General features: G+C 39.6%; 16 protein-coding genes. 11 read left to right on the plus strand and 5 right to left on the minus strand.

Annotated features, from left to right (window positions below):
• Window positions 1-25: 25 nt before the first annotated feature.
• Both ACPEH5_RS10540 and ACPEH5_RS10545 read right to left on the minus strand, forming a co-directional pair.
• Window positions 26-1,507 carry a glycoside hydrolase family 1 protein gene (locus tag ACPEH5_RS10540; RefSeq protein ID WP_042846141.1) on the minus strand — a complete coding sequence of 494 codons (1,482 nt, stop codon included), beginning with the start codon at window positions 1,505-1,507 and terminating at the stop codon, window positions 26-28.
• Window positions 1,508-1,524: 17 nt separating this feature from the next.
• A complete protein-coding gene (locus ACPEH5_RS10545; RefSeq protein ID WP_129466415.1) occupies window positions 1,525-3,444 on the minus strand; it encodes a beta-glucoside-specific PTS transporter subunit IIABC in 1,920 nt (639 codons plus the stop codon).
• A gap of 714 nt (window positions 3,445-4,158) precedes the next feature.
• Here ACPEH5_RS10545 and ACPEH5_RS10550 point away from each other — a divergent pair.
• Together ACPEH5_RS10550 and yidA are read left to right on the plus strand one after the other, a co-directional pair.
• Window positions 4,159-4,986 (plus strand): PRD domain-containing protein, encoded by an 828-nt coding sequence (locus tag ACPEH5_RS10550; protein ID WP_042846138.1) that lies wholly within the window; start codon window positions 4,159-4,161, stop codon window positions 4,984-4,986.
• Window positions 4,987-5,061: 75 nt separating this feature from the next.
• Window positions 5,062-5,922 (plus strand): sugar-phosphatase, encoded by an 861-nt coding sequence (gene yidA, locus ACPEH5_RS10555; RefSeq protein ID WP_225833052.1) that lies wholly within the window; start codon window positions 5,062-5,064, stop codon window positions 5,920-5,922.
• A gap of 72 nt (window positions 5,923-5,994) precedes the next feature.
• Here the strand turns inward: yidA and ACPEH5_RS10560 are convergent, their stop codons facing one another.
• Genes ACPEH5_RS10560 through ACPEH5_RS10570 form a run of 3 tightly spaced genes read right to left on the minus strand, consistent with a single transcriptional unit; the run spans window position 5,995 to window position 9,455 of the window.
• Window positions 5,995-7,173 carry an anaerobic sulfatase maturase gene (locus ACPEH5_RS10560; RefSeq protein WP_042846134.1) on the minus strand — a complete coding sequence of 393 codons (1,179 nt, stop codon included), beginning with the start codon at window positions 7,171-7,173 and terminating at the stop codon, window positions 5,995-5,997.
• 32 nt (window positions 7,174-7,205) lie between these two features.
• On the minus strand, window positions 7,206-8,087 hold the full coding sequence (gene surE, locus ACPEH5_RS10565) for a 5'/3'-nucleotidase SurE (RefSeq protein WP_042846133.1): 882 nt from the start codon (window positions 8,085-8,087) through the stop codon (window positions 7,206-7,208).
• A 27-nt stretch (window positions 8,088-8,114) separates the two neighbouring features.
• Complete coding sequence (locus ACPEH5_RS10570) at window positions 8,115-9,455, minus strand: hypothetical protein (RefSeq protein WP_281110769.1); 1,341 nt, start codon at window positions 9,453-9,455, stop codon at window positions 8,115-8,117.
• A 633-nt stretch (window positions 9,456-10,088) separates the two neighbouring features.
• Here ACPEH5_RS10570 and ACPEH5_RS10575 point away from each other — a divergent pair.
• The 9 genes from ACPEH5_RS10575 (at window position 10,089) to hypA (ending at window position 21,227) form a co-directional block, all read left to right on the plus strand.
• Entirely contained in the window at window positions 10,089-11,888 is a 1,800-nt protein-coding gene (locus tag ACPEH5_RS10575) for an arylsulfatase (protein ID WP_113767319.1), read from the plus strand.
• A 165-nt stretch (window positions 11,889-12,053) separates the two neighbouring features.
• Window positions 12,054-14,330, plus strand: coding sequence for a carbamoyltransferase HypF (hypF, locus tag ACPEH5_RS10580; protein WP_048606205.1), 2,277 nt, complete (start codon window positions 12,054-12,056; stop codon window positions 14,328-14,330).
• 605 nt (window positions 14,331-14,935) lie between these two features.
• Window positions 14,936-16,054: a hydrogenase 2 small subunit gene (gene hybO / locus ACPEH5_RS10585; protein WP_042846126.1), complete on the plus strand. Its 1,119-nt coding sequence runs from the start codon at window positions 14,936-14,938 to the stop codon at window positions 16,052-16,054.
• Between the two features lie 2 nt (window positions 16,055-16,056).
• Entirely contained in the window at window positions 16,057-17,043 is a 987-nt protein-coding gene (hybA, locus tag ACPEH5_RS10590) for a hydrogenase 2 operon protein HybA (protein ID WP_131680188.1), read from the plus strand.
• On the plus strand, window positions 17,027-18,214 hold the full coding sequence (gene hybB / locus ACPEH5_RS10595) for a Ni/Fe-hydrogenase cytochrome b subunit (RefSeq protein ID WP_042846124.1): 1,188 nt from the start codon (window positions 17,027-17,029) through the stop codon (window positions 18,212-18,214). Before hybA ends, hybB begins: the two co-directional genes overlap by 17 nt.
• Window positions 18,211-19,914 (plus strand): hydrogenase 2 large subunit, encoded by a 1,704-nt coding sequence (gene hybC / locus ACPEH5_RS10600; RefSeq protein WP_042846122.1) that lies wholly within the window; start codon window positions 18,211-18,213, stop codon window positions 19,912-19,914. Before hybB ends, hybC begins: the two co-directional genes overlap by 4 nt.
• A complete protein-coding gene (locus ACPEH5_RS10605) occupies window positions 19,914-20,408 on the plus strand; it encodes a HyaD/HybD family hydrogenase maturation endopeptidase (RefSeq protein ID WP_042846121.1) in 495 nt (164 codons plus the stop codon). Before hybC ends, ACPEH5_RS10605 begins: the two co-directional genes overlap by 1 nt.
• Complete coding sequence (gene hybE / locus ACPEH5_RS10610; protein ID WP_048606210.1) at window positions 20,401-20,886, plus strand: hydrogenase-2 assembly chaperone; 486 nt, start codon at window positions 20,401-20,403, stop codon at window positions 20,884-20,886. Before ACPEH5_RS10605 ends, hybE begins: the two co-directional genes overlap by 8 nt.
• Window positions 20,886-21,227, plus strand: a complete 342-nt coding sequence (gene hypA, locus ACPEH5_RS10615; RefSeq protein WP_042846119.1) for a hydrogenase maturation nickel metallochaperone HypA — start codon at window positions 20,886-20,888, stop codon at window positions 21,225-21,227. Before hybE ends, hypA begins: the two co-directional genes overlap by 1 nt.
• The last annotated feature ends 59 nt before the right edge of the window (window positions 21,228-21,286 follow it).

The following is a 21,286-nucleotide window of genomic DNA, read 5'->3' on the forward strand; positions in this document are numbered from 1 at the left end:
GTGCATTTATATTTCAATTTATTGATTAATCAAGATTTTCTCCATTTGAAGCGATCACACGTTGATACCAATAGAATGATTCTTTCGGAATACGTTTTAGCGAACCATGGCCTTCATCGTCTTGTTCTACATAGATGAAACCGTAACGCTTGGTCATTTGTGATGTTCCACAACTAATCAGGTCAATACAGCCCCATGTGGTGTATCCGATTAAATCAACGCCATCACGAATTGCTTCTTTCATCGCTATAACGTGCTCTTTAATATAGTCAATACGGTATGGGTCAGAAATCGTACCGTCTGGATTGAGCGTATCACGAGCTCCTAAACCATTTTCTACAACAAACAGGGGGATACCATAGCGATCCCACAGCTTATTCAGTGTGATGCGTAATCCCGTTGGGTCAATTGGCCAGCCCCACTCAGATTGTTTTAAGTATGGGTTTTTGATTTTACTCACTAAGTGACCTGATAATTCTTTTGCATCAGGTCCGCCTTTGGTGACATAAGTCATGTAATAGCTTAGCGAGATAAAATCTGCTACACCTTCTTTAAGCACTTTGAAATCTTCCGGTTCTACCTGAATATGAATATTATTTTCTTCAAAATAACGCAGCATATAAGTCGGATATACACCTCGGACGCTGACATCTGGATAGAACAGATTGATTTGGTCTTCTTTCAATGCTTGTAATTGGTCTTCTGGATTACAACTTTCTGCATAAGTTTCTAGTCGGCAAATCATGCAACCAATTTTTGCGTTAGGCATCATTTGTTTGCCTAGCTTAATAGAAATTGCACTGGCGACGAACTGGTTATGAGAGGCTTGGTATGCCGCTTGTTCGACATTTTTGACTGTGTCTGGTAGCGTACCTGCACCGGTATATAAACTATTGAGGTTCATGTTCATTTCGTTGAACGTGATCCAATATTTAACCTTCGATTTGTAGCGTTTATAGCAAGTTGTGGCAAATTTAACGAATAAGTCGATTAATCTGCGATCTTGCCAACCGTTGAATTTTTGCGTTAGCGTTAATGGCATTTCATAGTGAGATAGCGTAACAAGTGGTTCGATACCATATTTTGCTAACTCATCAAAAACGCGATCATAAAATGCTAAGCCTTCTTCATTGGCTTGCTCATCAATACCATTTGGAAATATACGCGCCCAAGAGATAGATAAGCGAAATACTTTAAAGCCCATTTCAGCAAATAATGCGATATCTTCTTCATAACGATGATAAAAATCGATACCCCAACGTTTAGGGAATAACGCTTTACATTCAGGTTTTAAATACTCTTCAAGTTCTTTTGATGTGACGTTAAAAGTAAAGTTATTGACTCCGCCATCTGCATAAGGGTCTTTATAAGCGGCAACATCTGAAGTAGAAAGCCCTTTTCCACCAAGGTCAAAAGCCCCTTCAATTTGGTTTGCAGCAGTAGCACCGCCCCATAAAAATCCTTCAGGAAAGCCAATTGTACTTGTGTTTTTAGTATTTAATTTCATAATTTCCTCTTTCTAAATCAATTAACGGTGAGCAGTGTGGTTTTATTACTCGTGACATATGGTTGATTTATCACTTGTAATTCACTGAATTCGTCAAAGTTGGTTATCAAAACCGGGGTGATTGTTGATAATGAATGTTTAGTTATATTTTCAATATCGAACTCGATGAGTAGGTCACCGGATTTAACGCTATCCTTTTCATTAACATGGAGGGTGAATCCTTCACCATTTAATGAAACAGTATCAATGCCTACATGAATAAGGATGTCTAACCCATCTGGGGTTGTAATTCCGATGGCGTGTTTACTTGGCGTGACCATTGAAATGGTGCCATCGATAGGTGCATAAACTTTGTTATCTGAAGGGATGATGGCAACGCCATCACCAATGATTTTATTGGCAAAAACGGTATCGGGAACTTGTTCAAGCGGTAAAGTTTCCCCGGAAATTGGCGCGAATAAACATAAATGTGGTGGTTGTTTATTATGGTTTGTTTCTTTTGATTGTGTTTTTTCTGGTATTTCTTGATGAGGTGGCGTGTTGTCGCGGCAAGTTGGCAAACTATCTTTACTCGGCTCAAGTCCTGACTCATCTAGTTTTAGAAATAGGGTGATAATAAAGGCCAAAGTAAAGCTAGATATCACCGCAAGGCAGATAAACATGAAGTTATTCGTGCCTGCTTCAACATAGGTTGGCAAGGCAGTGATCCCCGGAATACTAAACGCAAAGGCTTTTACGGCGAATGAGCCTATGATTCCGCCCCCTACTGCGCCACCAATTAATGCCGCGTAAAAAGGTTTCTTCAAGCACATGGTGACACCATAAATTGCAGGTTCAGTGATACCAAAAATGGCTGAAAGGGAAGAGGAATACGCAATAGATTTCAATTTTGTGTTTTTACTTTTGATAGCGACAGCCAGTGTTGCCCCTGCTTGGGCTAGGTTACTGGATAGGCTAATAGGTAATAAAACAAAGTCGTAACCTAATGTTTTAAAATTGGAAAATGTGGCCGGGAAAAAGGCATAGTGCATACCAGTTATCACTAATAATGATAAACAGCCCCCCATAATAAAGCCTGCGACAGGGCCTGCGATATTAAATAAAGCTGAGAATGTTTGCTGTAAATATTCACCAACGTAATAGCCTAACGGTGCGAGTAGTGAAAGGGTGATAATTGAAGAGATTATCAGCACCAATAGCGGCACAAAAATAATTTTAATACTCGCGGGGATGATTTTTTCAACCCATCGATTGATATAGCTTAATAACCAAACCCCAAGAATAATTGGAATAACAGTAAAGTTATAAGTAATGTTAGGAATAGTAATACCAAAGAAAGACAGCGCAGGTTCACCTTGGAATATAGGGTAAACCAGAATGAAGGCTAGGGTTACGGCAATATATTCATTGGTTTTAAATTTCCGAGCAACGGAAAAAGCCAGCAAAATAGGTAAAAAATAGAAGGCCGAGTCTGAAATGGTGTAAAGGATTCGGTACTCTGAGCTCCCATTTGGAATAAGGCCGGACATATCAAATAGAGCTAGCAACCCTTTGAGTAACCCCGTTCCAATGATAGCCGGTAATATTGGGGTAAAAATACCCGACAGAAAATCAAAAAATGTATTAACAATATTTTGTTTAGTCTCTGATATTTCTGGTGGTGACGCCTCATTGGTTATTGCTGAGCCATGAGGTTCAACTATTTTATGTAGCTCAGTGAAAACATGTGTAACGTGGCTGCCTAAGATAACTTGTAACTGATTACCTAGGAAATTAACACCTAGTACCCATGGGATGTCACGGAGTTTATCTACATTAACTAATTCATTGTTATGAAGATTGAAACGCAAGCGTGTAATACAATGCCAATGTTGACTGATATTATTTTTCCCACCGATAAGAGTGATAATTTGTTCTGCGACTTGTCTACTTTCCATAAGTATACCTATAAAAAAACCTGAACAACGGCCTCCAATTTAATTTTGGAAGTGTTGTTCAGGTTAATGCCTAGTCTTGCCAGTTACACACCTGTTATATTTCAAGCCGAAGTTTATGCCTGACTTATTTTGTTTTATTTTATAAATAACCCAATGAGTAATGCTAAAATCATTGATGAATAATAATACGTTTTTACATATAAAAGCATTATTATTCACGATTCCAGAGTCTGTAACTCAAAATGTAGACATAAAAAAACCTGAAACTATTGAATAATAAAATTCAATACATTTCAGGTTATTGCCTAGTCGAACTAGTTACAGACCTACCGTTACTTTATAGAATTTTTATACCTGAAAGACAATGTGAGAATAATGGATTTGTGATCTGTACGACAGAGATATACATTTGTCTTAAGTTTGCGTTATCATTTTGATTCAAGAAATAAAAAATTATTTAGTTTTTATTTTATTCAAAAATGAAGTGCTATTAAAATAATCGCCGTTCTTGAGAGCAAGAAGAACCGATTGCTTACTTCGGTATTGATCACAAAAAATAGGCATAAATCTTGCCTTTTTTGTAGAAAAGATATATCTATATCAATTGGTGTGTTACTAGCTAGACTAGGCAAAAACCTGAAAATGCTGAAGTATTACTTCATGTCATTTCAGGTTTTTTTTCGTTTATAACGTATAATAATGGAAGTCGCCTATATGTACCTAATAAAAAAAGTTATAAATAATAATGTGATACTTGTAGACAACGAAGCCCAACAAGAGGTTGTTATTATTGGTAAAGGCATAGGCTTTAACTCTAAAGCAGGTCAAAACTACCATTGTAATGAAAGCGATGAGCTTTTTATCAAGCCTCAAGACCATGATATCCATAATTTTCTTGATAATATTCCTATTGATATTATCAAATTGACTATTGAAGTTATCAATAAATGTAAGCCCATTTTAAATGCGGATTTAAGTGATAGCTTAGTTATTACACTCTCTGAACATATAACTTTTGCCATTGAGAGAAGCAAAAGTCGGGAAATGAATGTTTCTCTGTATGAAGTGCCTTATTTATATCATCTTGAATTTATTGCAGGAAAGGTTGCAGTTGATTATATTAATGAAAAATTTGATGTAAGTTTACCAGCAAGTGAAGCATCTCTTATTGCACTTCATTTTGTTAATGCAAAATTAAATAACAAAAGTGTTGGAGATACACTCAGGTTTACACAGATAGTTTATAAAATTGTTAATATTGTAAATTACTCATTTCATATCCAAGTCAATACTGAGTCGGATATTTTCTCTAGATTTATTAATCATTTAAAATATTTATTGATCCGCTGTCAGGCAAATCATGACAAAAGTAGTCAATTTAATTCTATTCTTGAAGAGTTGGTCGAGAAAGAATTAATGAAAAATTTTGTATGTGCAAAAAAAATAGCGGAATTGATACAATCTGAATATAACCTTCCAGTTTCTCGTGAGGAAATTATTTATTTAGCATTACATATAGAAAGACTTTTAAATGCAGTTTAGGGCTGAATTTTAACTATTATTTAGCATGGGTGTGTCACTAGAAAAACTAGGCATTAACCTAATTGGAATTATCCCTTGGCAAAACTTTTATTGCCATTAAAAATGGGAATAAAAAAGGAAAATTGTATGGCGATAAAGCTCATTGCTATCGATCTTGATGGCACGTTATTAAATACTCATCATCAAATTAGTGATAATGTTCAAAATGTTCTTCAACAAGCTCAAAGAAATAATATACATATTATCCTTGCATCAGGCAGGCCTTACTCAGGAATACAACCTTATTTACAACAGTTAGCTTTAGATAAGCCTGGTAACTACTGTATTAGTAACAATGGTAGTGTTATTCACGATGCTTCTAACGGTAACCACCTTATCGATTTTTTATTAGATATTGATGATTATAAAAAAATTTATGCTCAAACTGAAGAGTTAGATCTTTCATTACATGCTCTTGGAGATAATAAAATCTTCACTGCAAATAAGATTATTGGTTTTTATACGACACATGAAGCTTATCTTTCGAATACGTTAATCCATTATGTCCCAATGAATGAAATGCCTACTAATATCTTATTTACTAAATTGATGATTTCTTCTGAAGAGAACTATTTATCGAGTATTATCAAAAAAATACCATCTTCTTATTTTCAACAGTACACTTTAGTCAGAAGTACCCCGTATTTTTTAGAAGTGTTAAATAAAAATGCGAATAAGGGCTTGGCAATACAAGCACTGGCACAACAATTGGATTTACATAAGTATGAAATTATGTGCATTGGTGATCAAAATAATGATCTGCCTATGTTTGATGTGGCTGGAACTTGTATTGCGATGGAAAATGCAACCGATGAATTAAAGTCACGGGCTACTGGTGTGACAAGCTGTAATGATACTGATGGGGTTGCAAGGGCGATAGAAAAATATGCCCTATAAGGTTTCTTTTTCATTAAAAACCGAGTTTAGCGTTGCCACTCGGTTTTTAATTTTACTCTAATTTATTATTTCTTAATTTCCATGAATTTCTTTTAGTATCCCTTTCATTTTCCCTAACGAATGCGATAGGTGAATTTTATAGGCATCACAAAAATAGTTTTTTCGAGGAAGCCCTTTCGAGTCAATTAAAAAACGATGCTTTGGGCAACCGCCATGGCATAGTGGCTTAAACTTACAGGTTAAACAGTCTTGGCTGATCTTCTCTTTTTTTAGCGATGAAAAACGTTGATGATTTTCTGATCCCAACATATGAGGAATGCTATCGACCATCAAGTTGCCAATTTTATTTTCAGGATAAACAAAGTGATCACAAGAATAAATATCGCCATTGGCCTCGACAATTAAATTTGCTCCGCAAGTTTCACTCGTGACACAGCTGCTTGGGAATCCAAGGCTTTGGCTCATAGTCTGTTCAAAATTCATGACAAAGACTTTACCAATGTCATTTTTTTGCCAGTGGTCAAACAGGGTATTTAAAAAATGGCCATATTCTGCGGCGTTGACTGACCAGTCTGTCACTTCCGCATTTCCTGTAAATTCAGGGGAAATGAGTGATAGCCCTTCCGTCGTTGTTTGTTGTGCCTGCCGTTCAACTACTGGGATAAACTGCATGTAATAGCTGCCAATACTCTTTAAAAACTCATAAATTTCAATCGGCTTTTTTACGTTATAGTTATTTACAACGGTTAGCGTATTAAAGTCCACCCGGTATTTATTGAGTCTCTCGATACTGGCAATTAAGCGATCAAACGTGCTTTTTGCTGATCGTGTTAGTCGGTATTGATCGTTACAAGATTGATCGCCATCGATGGAAACCCCTAATAAGAAATTATGCTGTTTAAAGAATTGGCACCAGTCATCATCAAGGTTTAAAGCATTTGTTTGAAATGAATTATTGATCCTTTTCTTACCTGCATATTTTTGCTGAAGTGCAACAGCTTTTTTGTAGAACCCTAGTCCAAGTAAAGTCGGCTCGCCACCTTGCCAAATAAAATCAATTACATCAGTAGGTTGCTGCTCAATATTAGTGCGAATGTATTGATCTAGAACCTCATCATTCATTCGCCATTGGTTTTTTCTATTAGGATAAAGTTTTGATTTTTCTAAATAGAAGCAATAAGTACAATCAATATTGCACACTGAACCAGAAGGTTTAGCCATTAATTGGAAATTTGGGTTTGCATTACTCATGCCTTACGCCTCTACTTATTAAAATGATAAGATTATTTTTTGTTGAGAATATTTTTATATTCTTTCACTTTTTCTTCAGGTGCATTCCAATCACCATCGAATACAGTATAGGTAATATAGCCTTTATCAAGGTATCCAGTATCAGAATTATCATTTCTCATTTTTAATGCTTCAGGGTTAATAACTTGTTTAGCTTTTCCTTCAGCAGTTATTTCATATAAAATTTGTGGTGAAACCGCATACTCGTTTTCAACAAATTTTACGCCTTTAATTTTATCTTTAGGTAATGCGGGGTAATTAATACTCAACCCAGATCTAATGGGTAGCACTGTCTCACCAGGTATCCATTTTTTATTTAAATCATCAACTAGCTCAACAACATAAGTGACTGAATCAGGCCAATACTTCTGAGTGCTAGGCCAACCTGATTTCATTTCTTCTTCAGTCATGATGTAGCCAATACTAGCCGCAATGGCTGGGTAGCCTAAGCGTACGGCACGCGATGCAGCTGATACCGTTCCTGAATTTAATTGTGATGTTCCCGTGTTTGGCCCGTCATTAACCCCTGAAATAACTAAGTCAGGCGGTGTTTCTCGTAATAACGCCTGTAAACCAAAATCCAGTGAATCAGCAGGTGTACCAGGGAAACAATAAGTGCGCTCATTTATTTTTTTTATATCGAACTCTTTGCCTGCTTTAAATGTAATTGCGGTACCAATTCCGCTTTGGTTGGTCGAAGGGCCAACTAGCCAAACATCATAACCTTTTGCATCTAATTGCGATTTTAATTCAGTGAGACCAAATGCTTCACATCCGTCGTCATTAACTAATAGAATACGCATTTTATCGTTACTAGCTTGGGCTTGAAGTCCAAATAAAGATAATAGGCTAATAGCTAAAATTGTTTTTTTCATTTTTACCTCTATGTGTGTTCAGCAGTACTAAAATATATTAAATTTATAGTCAAAAATAATATCTACGGCGATAGCATTTCTACGAATATAGTGCCCGTTATCATCAAAAACAGGTTGAACTCTATTTCCTTCAGCTTGGTATAGCCAAGCTTTAGTTAATTTAGTAAATACCGTAAAGTTTTTTAAACTCGGATCATTCGGTTGCCATGCATTAATAAGATTAAGCTCACCAGTTTTAATTTTGTTATTTTTAAAATCAAACTGGCCGTAATTTAATTGTATTGCAGAATAAAAATCTTCAGCATATTTATAGTCAATGAGGCCAGTGAGGGCGAGTTCACCATCTCGCTGGTAATGATAAGCGGCTGAAGACATAGGGTCTAAACGCCAACGAGCGTTTTTAACTGGATGCCTGTCAAAATAACCAAGCGAACCATTATTTTTAGCCGCATCGGTGTATCCAACACCAACTTTCATGCCTAGGCTGTCATATTGCCATTTGACGGTTCCTTCATATACCCACGAGCTGCCATTTGCAGCTTGTCGTGATGCCGGCATATTTTTATACATTTCCTGAGGGACATTACCAACGGCTCGAAAACCAAGAGTAATGTCGGAATATGGCATATAGTTAAAATCAATAAAATGGCGATCGATATAGTCTTTAGCATATCCGTAATTATAGGTCGCTTTCAGTGCTTTAGTTTTATAGTTGAGGCCACCTGCTGCAATATACTCAACAGATTCATTATTTCTGCTACGAAGATTTTCTTTGTTAGGAGAAAAACGTTCCATAACACTATCAACGTACAATGTATCGATTGAGAAATCATGGTAAGTAAGCGTGCCCGTATAACCTAAATAGCTATTTTGTGCCGATTCATAAGGGCTTTTTAATACCGTATACATATGTGCGGGTTGCCAGCCATATCTTGCTTTATAATTTATCCCTTGTTCATCACCTAAATGCAACTTGATATTGCGCTTATTAAATTTTGTGAAACCTTTGGCATTTGATAATTTAAATCCAGGGCCATCATTCCATAATAGGTCGCGGCTAGCAAAATAATCACTGGCTCCTAATTTAGTCACAGTAGTGTAAGAAATATCGAAACCCAGAGTTTCCTTCCATAAGCCTGATTCATAATTTAGCCCGATGGTTTGAGCCCAAGCTGTATGAATATACGTTGGACCAACTTCGTTTTCATTCAGATATTTTAGTCTATTCCGAAGGAATAACTCTAGTTTGCTATCTTTTATTAATGGTTCATTTAGGGTATCAGCCAGCTTATATTCCTGGGCTTTTAATACTGAGGAAAATAATATAGGGATGAGTAGTGAGCCTTTTAGTAGTCGACTTATTTTCATATACCAACCTTTATTTATTAGTATTTAATTTTTATTGTTAATTTTATTTTTATAGATTAATTGACATTGAGTTACTGAGCAGAAATTTTAGGTAAAAAAAAACCTGAATTTTTATACGTTTTAAAGACGCATAAAAATTCAGGTTCTTGCCTAGTCAAGCTAGTAACACACCATTCGCTATATATTTAAAACGGGTTGATTTTTTTTACAATATTAATTTATGAGAACTGTGATCTGATACCTGTTTTTATAAATATATCTGCTATGTTAAATCTGCAGTAATTTAATTGTAACTACATGAATTTATTTTTTATATTTAATTATTTTCATTTTTTTATATTCGTTTCTAGGTAAATAGTAGGTTTTATTTGACACTAATCACAATTATTCTTATTTAAATAATTTGGTTATATGAGACCTTGATGTTGTTCACAAAAACCTAAATTATAGATTGTGAATTTAATTTATTTTGATTAGATAGATATACTTTGGGTGTGTTACTAGCTTGACTAGGCAAAAACCTGAGACTTATAGCGTTGCAGTTATAGGTCTCAGGTTTTTTTGTTTTTATACCTTTCATTAAAAATATAAGTTAGCACTTTTCGTTAGCGAATGTCTTATAAGCGAGGCTTTATGTTTAACAAAGAAAAAAGAAAAATTAAGAAACAGTTTCTTTCGCGGCTACCACATAAGCACAAAATACTTAGTCAGTGTGTGAGTGCTGCATTTGGTGGTGCATTGCTACTGTCAACATCAGTTACTGCCAGCGCTGCTACGGATAACGTTGTGGCGGCTAAAAAGCAGCCGAACGTGATTCTAATTGTGCTTGATGATGTTGGGTTTGCTGATTTTGGGGCATTTGGTTCAGAGATTAAAACGCCAAATATTGATGCATTAGCTGAATCTGGGGTTCGTTACAACCGTTTTGATACCAGTGCTATCAGTGCTCCAACACGAGCAGCTATTGTGACTGGGCGTAATAACCAAACCGTTAATATGGAAGATTTACCGCCTGATAACGTCAATGCACCATCGAAAGAAACACCTAAAGGTTCAGGACCTGCCACCAGTGGGGAAATTCCTGAAAATGCACAAAACATTGCACAAGCGCTGAAGTCTGCGGGTTACGATACCTATGCGCTAGGCAAGTGGCATTTAGCACCAAACTATAAAGATGATTTAGCGCGTAGTCAAAGTTTTTGGCCAAGGCAGCGGGGATTTGATTATTTTTATGGTTTTTTAAGTGGCCATACAAATCAGTATAAACCAGCACTAGTTGAAAATAATCAAAAGATTACACCACCTAATAACCCTGAATATCATTTGTCGGTTGATTTAGTTGATCATGCGATTCAACGTATTGACCAAAAATCAGAGCAGCCGAAGTTTATTTATTTGGCTTTAGGAGCCGCTCACTCACCTTATCATGTACCAAAATCATATATCCAAGACTACAATGGCAAGTATGATCAAGGGTGGGATAAGCTACGTTTAGACCGTTTTGAGAAACAGAAAAAACTCGGTGTTATCCCGGCAAATACAATTTTGCCGTCAAGGGAAAAAGGGGATGCCGCATGGGATTCATTAAATGCTGAGCAGAAAAAAGTCTATGCGAGGTTTATGGAAACCTATGCAGGTTTCATGACGCATACGGATGAACAAATTGGCCGTTTAGTGGATCACTTAAAAGAAACAGGTCAATACGATGATACGCTAATTATTCTATTATCTGACAATGGAGCCGCACCAGAAGGCGGAGTTAATGGCGGTTTTAGAACAGCATATATGGATAAAACCACGGTTAAGGAAATGTATGATAACCTTAACGATGCGGGTGGACCAAAAACGGATATGTTGTATCAACGCCCATGGGCATATGCGGGTGCCACGCCATTTAAGCGTTATAAATTGTGGCCTTATTTAGGAGGGGTTCGCACACCTCTGATTGTTTCATGGCCAAGTCAGATCCAAGAACCAAATAGTATTCGTTCCCAATATGTCAGTGTGATTGACATTGCGCCTACTATTTTAGACGCTGCTGGAACCTCGTTTGCCACTGAAATTGATGGCGTTAAACAAGTTCCTGTTGCTGGAAAATCATTCTTAGCTACATTGAATTCTGCTGATGCAAAAACACGTGATGTTCAGTATTTCCAATTACGTAGTCAAAGAGCGATCACCCAAGGTGACTGGCGTGCAGTTGCATTACACCGCTATAACACTAGCTACGATGATGACCAATGGCAGTTGTTTAATACAGCTGAAGATTTTTCTGAATCAACCGACTTAGCGAAAAAGTACCCAGAAAAATTGAAAGAGTTACAGCAATTATGGTGGGATGAAGCGAGAAAATACAGTGATCCTGCTGTTGTCGACCCATCCGAGTTTTTCTATAACTTCAACCGTATGGAAGATGGTTTTATCAGCGATTAAATAAGTAAACTCATTTTTTAGCTAAAATAGCCACAAAAGTTGTTTTGTGGCTATTTCTATTGAGCGTGTATTGTTAATATTTTTCTATACTTTTTTGATCTTAAGTGAAGTTTTCTTTAACTATTAGCGTGAAAATATACCCTTAGTAATAAAGAGGGTGTGTAAGTGGAAAACGGAATACAGCTTCGTATAAAAGGTAAGGTTCAGGGGGTAGGGTTTCGGCCATATATTTGGCAACTTGCTCATCAATGCCATCTTTATGGTGATGTTTGTAATGACGGTGAAGGGGTGCTAGTTCGTTTATGTGCAGGCACTAATTTAAGCGAGTTCATACAATTACTACATCAACACTGCCCGCCTTTAGCACACATTGAAAGCGTACAATCAAGTTCATTTCAATGGCAGATATTACCTGAGAGCTTTACTATTCGCCGTAGTGGCGAAGGTCGAATGGATACACAAGTGATCCCCGATGCGGCAACTTGTGATGCGTGCTTGCAAGAACTTTTTACTCCCTCAAATAGGCGTTTTCATTACCCATTTACTAACTGCACCCATTGTGGTCCAAGGTTTACCATTATCCGCCATATGCCGTACGACCGACCAAACACGGCAATGGCTAACTTCCCATTATGCGCACATTGTTTATCTGAATATCAATCACCAGCCGATAGGCGCTTTCATGCTCAACCCAATGCTTGTGCGCAGTGTGGTCCAGAAATTAAGCTTTGCGATGGTTTAGGGCAAACTTTAGCGCAAAAAGAGGATGCTCTGTTATTGGCAACGGAGCAAATATTGCTTGGCAAAATTATTGCAATAAAGGGGTTAGGCGGCTTTCATCTAGCTTGTGATGCGACGAACGATGACGCGGTGAAACAATTACGCCAACGTAAGCGGCGGCCTACAAAACCGTTTGCAGTGATGGTTCCGTCCATAGGTTGGCTAGAGGATGAAAATATAAAGGTTAACAATGGGTTAAAGGCATTATTAAAAAGTCCTGCGGCACCTATTGTCTTAATTCATAAATGGGCGAATAACTCACTGAGTGCAGCGGTTGCTCCTGAACTGACAGAGTTAGGTGTGATGTTACCTTCCAACCCTTTACAGCACCTATTGATGGCAAAAGTGAAACGGCCATTAATTATGACTTCTGGTAATGCCTCTGGAAAACCCCCCGTATTAACTGAGGCAGATGCATTTACTGATTTAGCGAATGTCGCTGACTTTTGGTTGACACATAACCGAGACATTGTGCAGCGAGCTGATGACTCCTTAGTCCGTTACCACGATGGGCAGGCTGAAATGTTAAGGCGTGCAAGGGGTTATGTCCCTGATGCATTGGCCTTACCTAAAGGGTTTGAAAATGCGCCCTCAATACTCGGTTTAGGTGCGGATCTAAAAAATACTTTTTGCTTGTTGCGGGGCAATAGTGCAGTGATGAGCCAGCATTTTGGCGATCTTGATGACATGGATATTTGCCAACAATATCAAGATACGATTACTTTATTTGAGTCAATTTATCGCTTTATACCGAGTGTCATTGTGGGGGATATGCACCCAAACTATGTGAGTTACCGTTACGGAGAAACATTGGCGCAACAACGACAAATTCCCTTCATTAAGGTACAGCATCACCATGCTCATATCGCTGCTGTAATGGTAGAACATGGCTTGCCGTTAGATGGTAGTAAAGTGATTGGCTTAGCCCTAGATGGCTTAGGTTATGGCGATGATAATCGACTATGGGGAGGGGAATGTTTATTAGTCGATTACAACACTAGCCAGCATTTAGGGGGGCTACCGCCAGTAGCGCTACCCGGAGGTGAATTAGCATCGCGGCAGCCTTGGCGCAATTTATTGGCCCATTGGTTACAGTTTGTTCCACAGTGGCAGCAACAGGAAATGGCATTGCAGTTAAAGGAATTTCCTTGGCAGGGTTTGCAAAAAGCGATTCAACGAGGAGTTAACAGCCCCGTAGCTTCATCGGTAGGTCGGTTGTTTGATGCAGTTGCCGCTGCGTTAGGGATTTGTACGGCGGCGACCAGTTGGGAAGGGGAAGCTGCGTGTCAGCTCGAAGCATTAGCTTCGCAATGTGATGTTATGACGCACCCAGTCAGTATGCCTTTAATTGGCCAGCAATTGGATTTAAAAACGTTTTGGCAACAATGGGTTGCTTATCAAGCCCCTAAAGTGCAGCGTGCCCATGCATTTCATGTTGCTCTAGCACAAGGTTTTGCCGAACTTGCTAGAAAGTCAGCTCACCAATATGGTATTCACCGGATAGTGCTGTCTGGAGGGGTTATTCATAATCAGTTATTAAGGCGGTTGCTGGTCAGTAATTTGAACGAATTTGATGTACTGTATGCTAAACAATTACCCATGGGGGATGGGGGGTTATCATTAGGGCAAGTAGCTATTGCAGCAGCAAGATTAAAAGTTTAATTGAATATAGATACGATGATAATGAAATTATATAAGTGGATGGTAATATCTTCTTATACACCCATATTCTATTATTATCTTTATTATTTTTTGATATTGATTCTTATTTACTTTATTTCTCTGTATTAAAAATAGGCTTTTTATTAATACGCAAATTTCGGTTAATTAATTTAATTTAAAATAATGGTTTTCATTATCCTTATGAAAATAAATAAATTTTATATTTAAATTAATGTGATATGTAGCGCAATATTGAATTAAACAGACTATTTGTTTCTATGGTTATATTTTTTAATCCTCACGAACTGAATCGATTTTTCTAACAAATATATAAAAAAGATAAATTTTCTTATTACCTCTTGATAAAGATCAAGCGATAAAAAGCAAGTAGGAATAGGATCTTGTTTTATATTTATGCATCAGGTTACTTAAATAAGAACTTATTTCATTAGGCATGGTTTTATTTTCAATCTTACGGTAACAATACTAGCCAAAGGCGTATGCACATTAGGGCATAGGCGTGGTGGTATTTATAACCTCAAGATAATAAACAAAATTTGCCTAATGAATAGGTTCTAAGCCACCCATAATAATAGGAAAAAAGAATGATAGGAGATAACTCTATTATTTCTTCTCATGGTATAAACCGCCGTGATTTTATGAAGTTATGTACAGCATTGGCAGCAACAATGGGGCTAAGCGCGAATGCGGCCGCTCAAATTGCTGAATCTATTAGTGACCCATCACGTCCCCCCGTTATTTGGATTGGGGCTCAAGAGTGTACGGGCTGCACAGAGTCTTTGCTGTGTTCTACTCACCCCACCTTGGAAAACTTAATTCTTGATACGATTTCACTGGAATACCATGAGGTATTGTCCGCCGCTTTTGGAGAACAGGTCGAACAGAACAAGCATGCTGCGATAGAGAAGTATAAAGGCAAGTATGTATTAGTCGTTGATGGTTCTATCCCATTGAAAGATGGTGGTATTTACTGCATGGTTGCAGGAAAACCGATTGTTGAGCATATCCGTGAAGTGGCTGAACATGCGGCGGCGGTAATTGCTATTGGTTCTTGTGCATCATGGGGCGGTGTTGCGGCTGCTGGGGATAACCCAACAGGTGCAGTTGGCCTCAACCAAGTAATTAAAGATAAAACGGTTATTAATATCCCTGGTTGCCCACCAAACCCACATAACTTCCTTGCGACAGTTGCTCATTTAATTACCTTTAACAGACCTCCAAAACTAGACAGTAAAAATCGCCCAATGTTCGCGTACGGTCGATTAATTCATGAACACTGTGAACGTCGTCCTCACTTTGATGCGGGACGCTTCGCAAAAGAGTTCGGGGATGATGGTCACCGTGAAGGTTGGTGTTTATACCATTTAGGTTGTAAAGGGCCCGAAACTTACGGTAATTGCTCCACATTACAATTTTGTGATGTCGGTGGCGTGTGGCCAGTGGCAATTGGTCATCCTTGCTATGGTTGTAATGAGGAAAATGTGGGTTTTCATAAAGCTATCCACCAACTTGCGAGTGTTGAAAACCCAACACCGCGTGCGGACAAGCCTGATGTGAATAACCGTGAAGGTGGGCAAATATCATCAACCGCAGTGGGGTTAATTGGTGGCGTTGTAGGGCTAGTGGCTGGTGTGAGTGTGATGGCTGTGCGTGAATTAGGTCGTCAAAAACGCCAACAAGATACTGACTCACGGGGAGAATAACCGTGAATAGACGAAATTTTCTTAAACTCTCCGCTGGGGGAGCACTATTAGCTGGTAGCTCGCCTAGTTTAGCTGGGGCAGAGAACCGGCCGCCAATTCCGAATTCTCTTGGCATGCTGTATGACTCGACGCTATGCATTGGTTGTCAGGCTTGTGTCACTAAGTGCCAAGATATTAACCACCCTGAGCGCAACCCTGTTGGGGAGCAAACGTGGTCAAATAACGACAAACTGACCCCTTATACCAATAATATTATTCAGGTCTGGAGTAGCGGGACTGGGGTTAATAAAGATCAGGAAAAAGACGGCTACGCTTACATCAAAAAACAATGCATGCATTGCGTTGACCCTAACTGTGTGTCGGTTTGTCCTGTTCAAGCATTAAAGAAAGATCCGAAAACAGGCATTATCCATTACGACGCTAGTGTGTGTACCGGTTGCCGTTATTGCATGGTGGCATGTCCATTCAATATTCCTAAATATGCTTACGATGACAAATTTGGTGCAATTCATAAATGTGAGCTATGTAACCAAAAAGGTGTAGAGCGCTTAGATAAAGGGGGGTTACCGGGGTGTGTAGAGGTTTGCCCTACAGGAGCAGTGATTTTCGGTACGCGTGAAGAACTGCTGGCAGAAGCAAAAAAACGTTTAACACTCAAAGCAGGGGATGAATACGGTTACCCTCGCCAAACTTTGCATAGTAATGACCCGAATGTCATTAAAGTACCTAAATATGAGTCGCACATATATGGCGAGCTTGAAGGTGGCGGTACGCAGGTGATAGTGCTTTCAGGGGTGCCTTATCAGAATCTTGGGTTACCTGAACTAGACCAGCTTTCTACCGGTGCTCGCTCTGAATATGTGCAGCATACCCTTTATAAAGGCATGGTGTTGCCATTAGCCGCACTAGCAGGGCTGAGCTTCTTGGTATACCGCAATACCAAGAATGACAAACACGAAGGAGATGACTCAAATGACGACGCATCATAAAGAACAGCCGCTCGGTGGGCGTTTAGTCAGTTGGCCAATAATGGTCTTTGGGCCGTTGGTTCTAATTTGTGTCATTCTGATTATAAAACGTCTGGTTTTTGGACTCGGTTCCGTTTCTGACTTAAATGGCGGCTATCCATGGGGAATTTGGATTGCTTTTGATCTGCTGATTGGTACAGGGTTTGCTTGTGGCGGTTGGGCACTGGCTTGGGCAGTGTACGTATTTAATCGCGGAGAATATCATCCGTTGGTACGTCCTGCATTACTCGCTAGTTTGTTCGGTTATTCGCTTGGTGGTTTATCGATAACTATCGATGTGGGGCGTTACTGGAACTTACCTTATTTCTATATTCCCGGCTTCTTCAATACCAATTCGGTGCTGTTTGAAACGGCAGTATGCATGACGATTTATATCGGGGTCATGGCCTTAGAGTTTGCCCCAGCATTGTGTGAGCGTTTTGGTTGGAAGGTCTCGTTAAAACGCTTGAATAAAGTCATGTTTTTCATTATTGCATTAGGAGCCTTGTTACCCATGATGCACCAATCCTCAATGGGGTCATTGATGATTTCTGCGGGATATAAAGTTCATCCTATTTGGCAAAGTTATGAAATGCTGCCGCTGCTCTCACTGTTGACCGCGTTCATTATGGGTTTCTCGATTGTTATTTTTGAAGGTTCATTGCTGCAAGCTGCCTTAAAGGGGCAGGGGGCTGACGAACGACCATTATTTGTGCGATTAACGCAAATTCTGCAAGTGCTCTTGATATTGTTCTTAGCCTGCCGATTTGGTGAGTTGATTTACCGCGAAAAATTACATCACATTTTTAATGGCGATTTTTACGCCATGATGTTCTGGATAGAAACCGTGTTAATGGTGATCCCTCTGGTTATTTTCCGTATTCCATCGCTGAGAAATGACTCGCGTTGGTTATATATCAGTGGGTTGAGCATGTTAATCGGGGCGGCAATGTGGCGGATGAGCTACTCCCTTGTCGCGTTCAATCCGGGGGGCGGTTACGACTACTTCCCAACAACAGAAGAACTTTTAATTTCAATAGGTTTTGTGGCAATTGAGGTATGCGCTTATATCTTATTGGTCCGCTTACTACCTGTTATCCCAGCATTGAAAAAAACAACGATGAGCCATTCACAGGCCCGAGGTAAAGCATGAGCCAACGTATAACAATAGATCCAGTCACTCGTATCGAAGGTCACTTACGCATTGATTGTGAAATTGAAGATGGAAAGGTCACTAAGGCTTGGGCTTCAGGCACTATGTGGCGCGGTATGGAGGAAATCGTCAAAGGGAAAGACCCTCGTGATGCATGGATGATCATGCAGCGTATTTGCGGGGTTTGTACGACTGTCCATGGTATTGTATCTGTCCGCACGATTGAAAGCGCTTTGAATATTGATGTACCTGTTAATGCGCAGTACATCCGTAATATGATTTTAGCCGCGCATACTATTCAAGACCATATTGTCCATTTTTATCAGTTATCTGCATTAGATTGGGTGGATATCACCTCCGCATTAAATGCCGACCCAAATAAAGCCGCTGAAATCTTAAGCGGTATTTCAACTTGGCCGCTCAATAGCGCCGCAGAATTTACACGCGTGCAAGATAAAATTAAAAAATTAGTCGCAAGTGGTCAATTAGGCATTTTTGCTAATGGTTATTGGGGGCACCCAGCGATGAAATTGTCGCCAGAGGTAAACTTAATTGCGGTGGCTCACTATTTACAAGCCCTTGAGTGCCAAAGGGATGCAAACCGTATTGTGGCATTGTTAGGGGGGAAAACACCGCATATTCAAAACCTTGCTGTTGGTGGTGTGGCAAACCCAATCAACCTTGATGGGGTTGGTGTACTTAACCTTGAACGCTTGATGTATGTGAAATCTTTTATCGATCGTTTGGGGGATTTTATTGAGCAAGTGTACAAAATCGATGCGGCTGTTATTGCTGCGGGTTATCCTGAGTGGTTAGAAGTTGGTCAAGGTGCTCAAAATTATATGTGTATGCCTGAAATGCCAATGGATGGTAAAAATGGTAGCTTCTTATTGCCCGGTGGTTACTTAGAAAATAGTGACTTTAGTACTTATCGCCCAATTACCAGCCATACAGATGAGTATTTGATCAATGGTATTAAAGAAAGTAGCAAACATGCATGGTACAAAGAAAACGAACCACAAGCGCCATGGGAAGGAACCACTAACCCTGACTACACTGGTTGGGATGATGACGGTAAATATTCATGGGTAAAAGCACCGACTTTCTACGATAAAACTGTTGAAGTGGGACCGTTGGCAGACTTACTGTGCAAACTGGCAGCAAAACATGAGCCAACGGAAAAACATTTTAACGATGTAGTGAACCTGTACCAAACTCTGTCAGGTAACAGTATTAGCATCGACCAACTGCATTCCACATTAGGTCGTATTATTGGTCGTAGCGTGCGTTGCTGTGTATTGAATGAAACGTTGTCGATTCAGTGGCAAGCGCTGGTGGATAACATCGGCAAAGGGGACTTTACCACCTTTGTTAAACCGAACTTCCCAGAAAATGCCACCATCAAAGGGGTTGGCTTTGGGGAAGTACCTCGTGGGCTACTTTCCCACTGGGTGGTTATCAAAGACGGTAAAATTGAAAATTACCAAGCCGTTGTGCCATCGACATGGAACTCAGGCCCACGTAACTTTAACGATGAACCGGGTCCGTACGAACAAGCCCTTGTGGGAACACCCGTTGCTGACCCAACAAAACCTTTAGAAGTAGTCAGGACCATTCACTCCTTTGACCCTTGTATGTCTTGTGCTGTACATATTGTGGACACTGAAGGTGGTGAAGTCACTAAGGTTAAGGTGCTGTAATGCGTATTTTAGTCTTGGGTGTTGGCAATATCTTATTGAGTGACGAAGGGATAGGTGTGCGTATAGTGGAAGCGTTAGAAGAACGTTATCACTTGCCCGAATGTGTAGAAGTGCTAGATGGTGGTACTGCTGGTATGGAATTGATCGGCCCAATGGCCGACCGTGACCATTTGATTATTGCGGATGTGGTGTTATCGAGCCAGCAGGCTGGCTCAATTTTAGTACTACGCGATGACGAAGTGCCCGCATTATTTACCCGAAAAATTTCCCCTCATCAACTTGGCCTATCAGATGTGCTATCGGCTTTGCATTTAACGGATGAATTCCCCCAACGTCTAACCTTAGTCGGTGTGGTACCTGAATCCCTTGAACCGCATATTGGCTTAACGTTAACGGGGCAAGCTGCCCTTGAGCCCGCGTTGAGAAAAGTGGTTGAAGTGCTGCGCAGCGAAGGCCTAGAGGTGATTGCCAAAGAAGAGAGTTTACATGTCTGATGATATTAAAGGCTATGAAGCCAATCCCCGGCCTCTTGTTGAGGCCGCATTTCAGCGTGTTGTAGAGCAATCGATGCATGATTTATCTTTTTTACATCCGACTATGCCTGTTTACGCCAGTGATTTTGTCTTGTTTGAACATCAATGGGTAGGCGTTGTTATCACTCCATGGATGTTAAGCGCTGTTATTTTGCCCGGCCCTGAACAATATTGGCAGCGGCGTAGTGTGGGGGACAAATTAGGGTTAATTCTGCCTTACGGTGAAATGACTTACACCGTAGGGGAACTTGAGGGGTTAACGCAATATTTGGCTTGCTCTTTAATGTCACCATTAGATAAAGGCTTGAGCATTGAGCAAGGTATTCACCTTGTGGATGATTGCCGCCGGATTTTGCTGTCATTGCCTGTTAGCGACCCAAATATTCCGCAATCACCTGCACGTCGCGCTTTATTTGCTCGTCATTTGAAGGGGGCATAATGCATGAGGTTGCTCTGTGCCAAAGCACAGTAGACATTATTGAGCAGCAAGCCAAGCTAAATGCGGTAACACGAGTTTCAGGGGTTTGGTTAGAAATTGGAGCGCTCTCTTGTATTGAAGAGGGGGCTTTTCGTTTTTGTTTTGATATTGCTTGCCGCGGTACGGTGGCGGAGGGGTGTCAACTTCATGTTATCCATACTCCTGCGCAGGCTTGGTGTTGGGATTGCAGTAAAATGGTGGAAGTCGAAAGCCACCAATCAGGCTGCCCGCAATGTCAGAGTTTTAATTTAAAGGTTGAGAATGGCGATAGTTTACGCATCAAAGAGCTCGAAGTTGAATAGTTTTTCAGGTTGGGTTTGAGGTGCATCAACCAGTCTCAATGGATTATGTATTAACCTAA

Source organism: Providencia sp. NPDC089933, assembly GCF_049545585.1.
GTDB lineage: Bacteria > Pseudomonadota > Gammaproteobacteria > Enterobacterales > Enterobacteriaceae > Providencia > Providencia huashanensis.

Bases quoted from the DNA above. Each gene is read 5' to 3' on its own strand.
- ACPEH5_RS10540 (WP_042846141.1), bottom strand. From the start codon at position 1,507: ATGAAATTAAATACTAAAAACACAAGTACAATTGGCTTTCCTGAAGGA.
- ACPEH5_RS10545 (WP_129466415.1), bottom strand. From the start codon at position 3,444: ATGGAAAGTAGACAAGTCGCAGAACAAATTATCACTCTTATCGGTGGG.
- ACPEH5_RS10550 (WP_042846138.1), top strand. From the start codon at position 4,159: ATGTACCTAATAAAAAAAGTTATAAATAATAATGTGATACTTGTAGAC.
- ACPEH5_RS10560 (WP_042846134.1), bottom strand. From the start codon at position 7,173: ATGAGTAATGCAAACCCAAATTTCCAATTAATGGCTAAACCTTCTGGT.
- surE (WP_042846133.1), bottom strand. From the start codon at position 8,087: ATGAAAAAAACAATTTTAGCTATTAGCCTATTATCTTTATTTGGACTT.
- ACPEH5_RS10570 (WP_281110769.1), bottom strand. From the start codon at position 9,455: ATGAAAATAAGTCGACTACTAAAAGGCTCACTACTCATCCCTATATTA.
- ACPEH5_RS10575 (WP_113767319.1), top strand. From the start codon at position 10,089: ATGTTTAACAAAGAAAAAAGAAAAATTAAGAAACAGTTTCTTTCGCGG.
- hybO (WP_042846126.1), top strand. From the start codon at position 14,936: ATGATAGGAGATAACTCTATTATTTCTTCTCATGGTATAAACCGCCGT.
- hybB (WP_042846124.1), top strand. From the start codon at position 17,027: ATGACGACGCATCATAAAGAACAGCCGCTCGGTGGGCGTTTAGTCAGT.
- hybC (WP_042846122.1), top strand. From the start codon at position 18,211: ATGAGCCAACGTATAACAATAGATCCAGTCACTCGTATCGAAGGTCAC.
- ACPEH5_RS10605 (WP_042846121.1), top strand. From the start codon at position 19,914: ATGCGTATTTTAGTCTTGGGTGTTGGCAATATCTTATTGAGTGACGAA.
- hybE (WP_048606210.1), top strand. From the start codon at position 20,401: ATGTCTGATGATATTAAAGGCTATGAAGCCAATCCCCGGCCTCTTGTT.
- hypA (WP_042846119.1), top strand. From the start codon at position 20,886: ATGCATGAGGTTGCTCTGTGCCAAAGCACAGTAGACATTATTGAGCAG.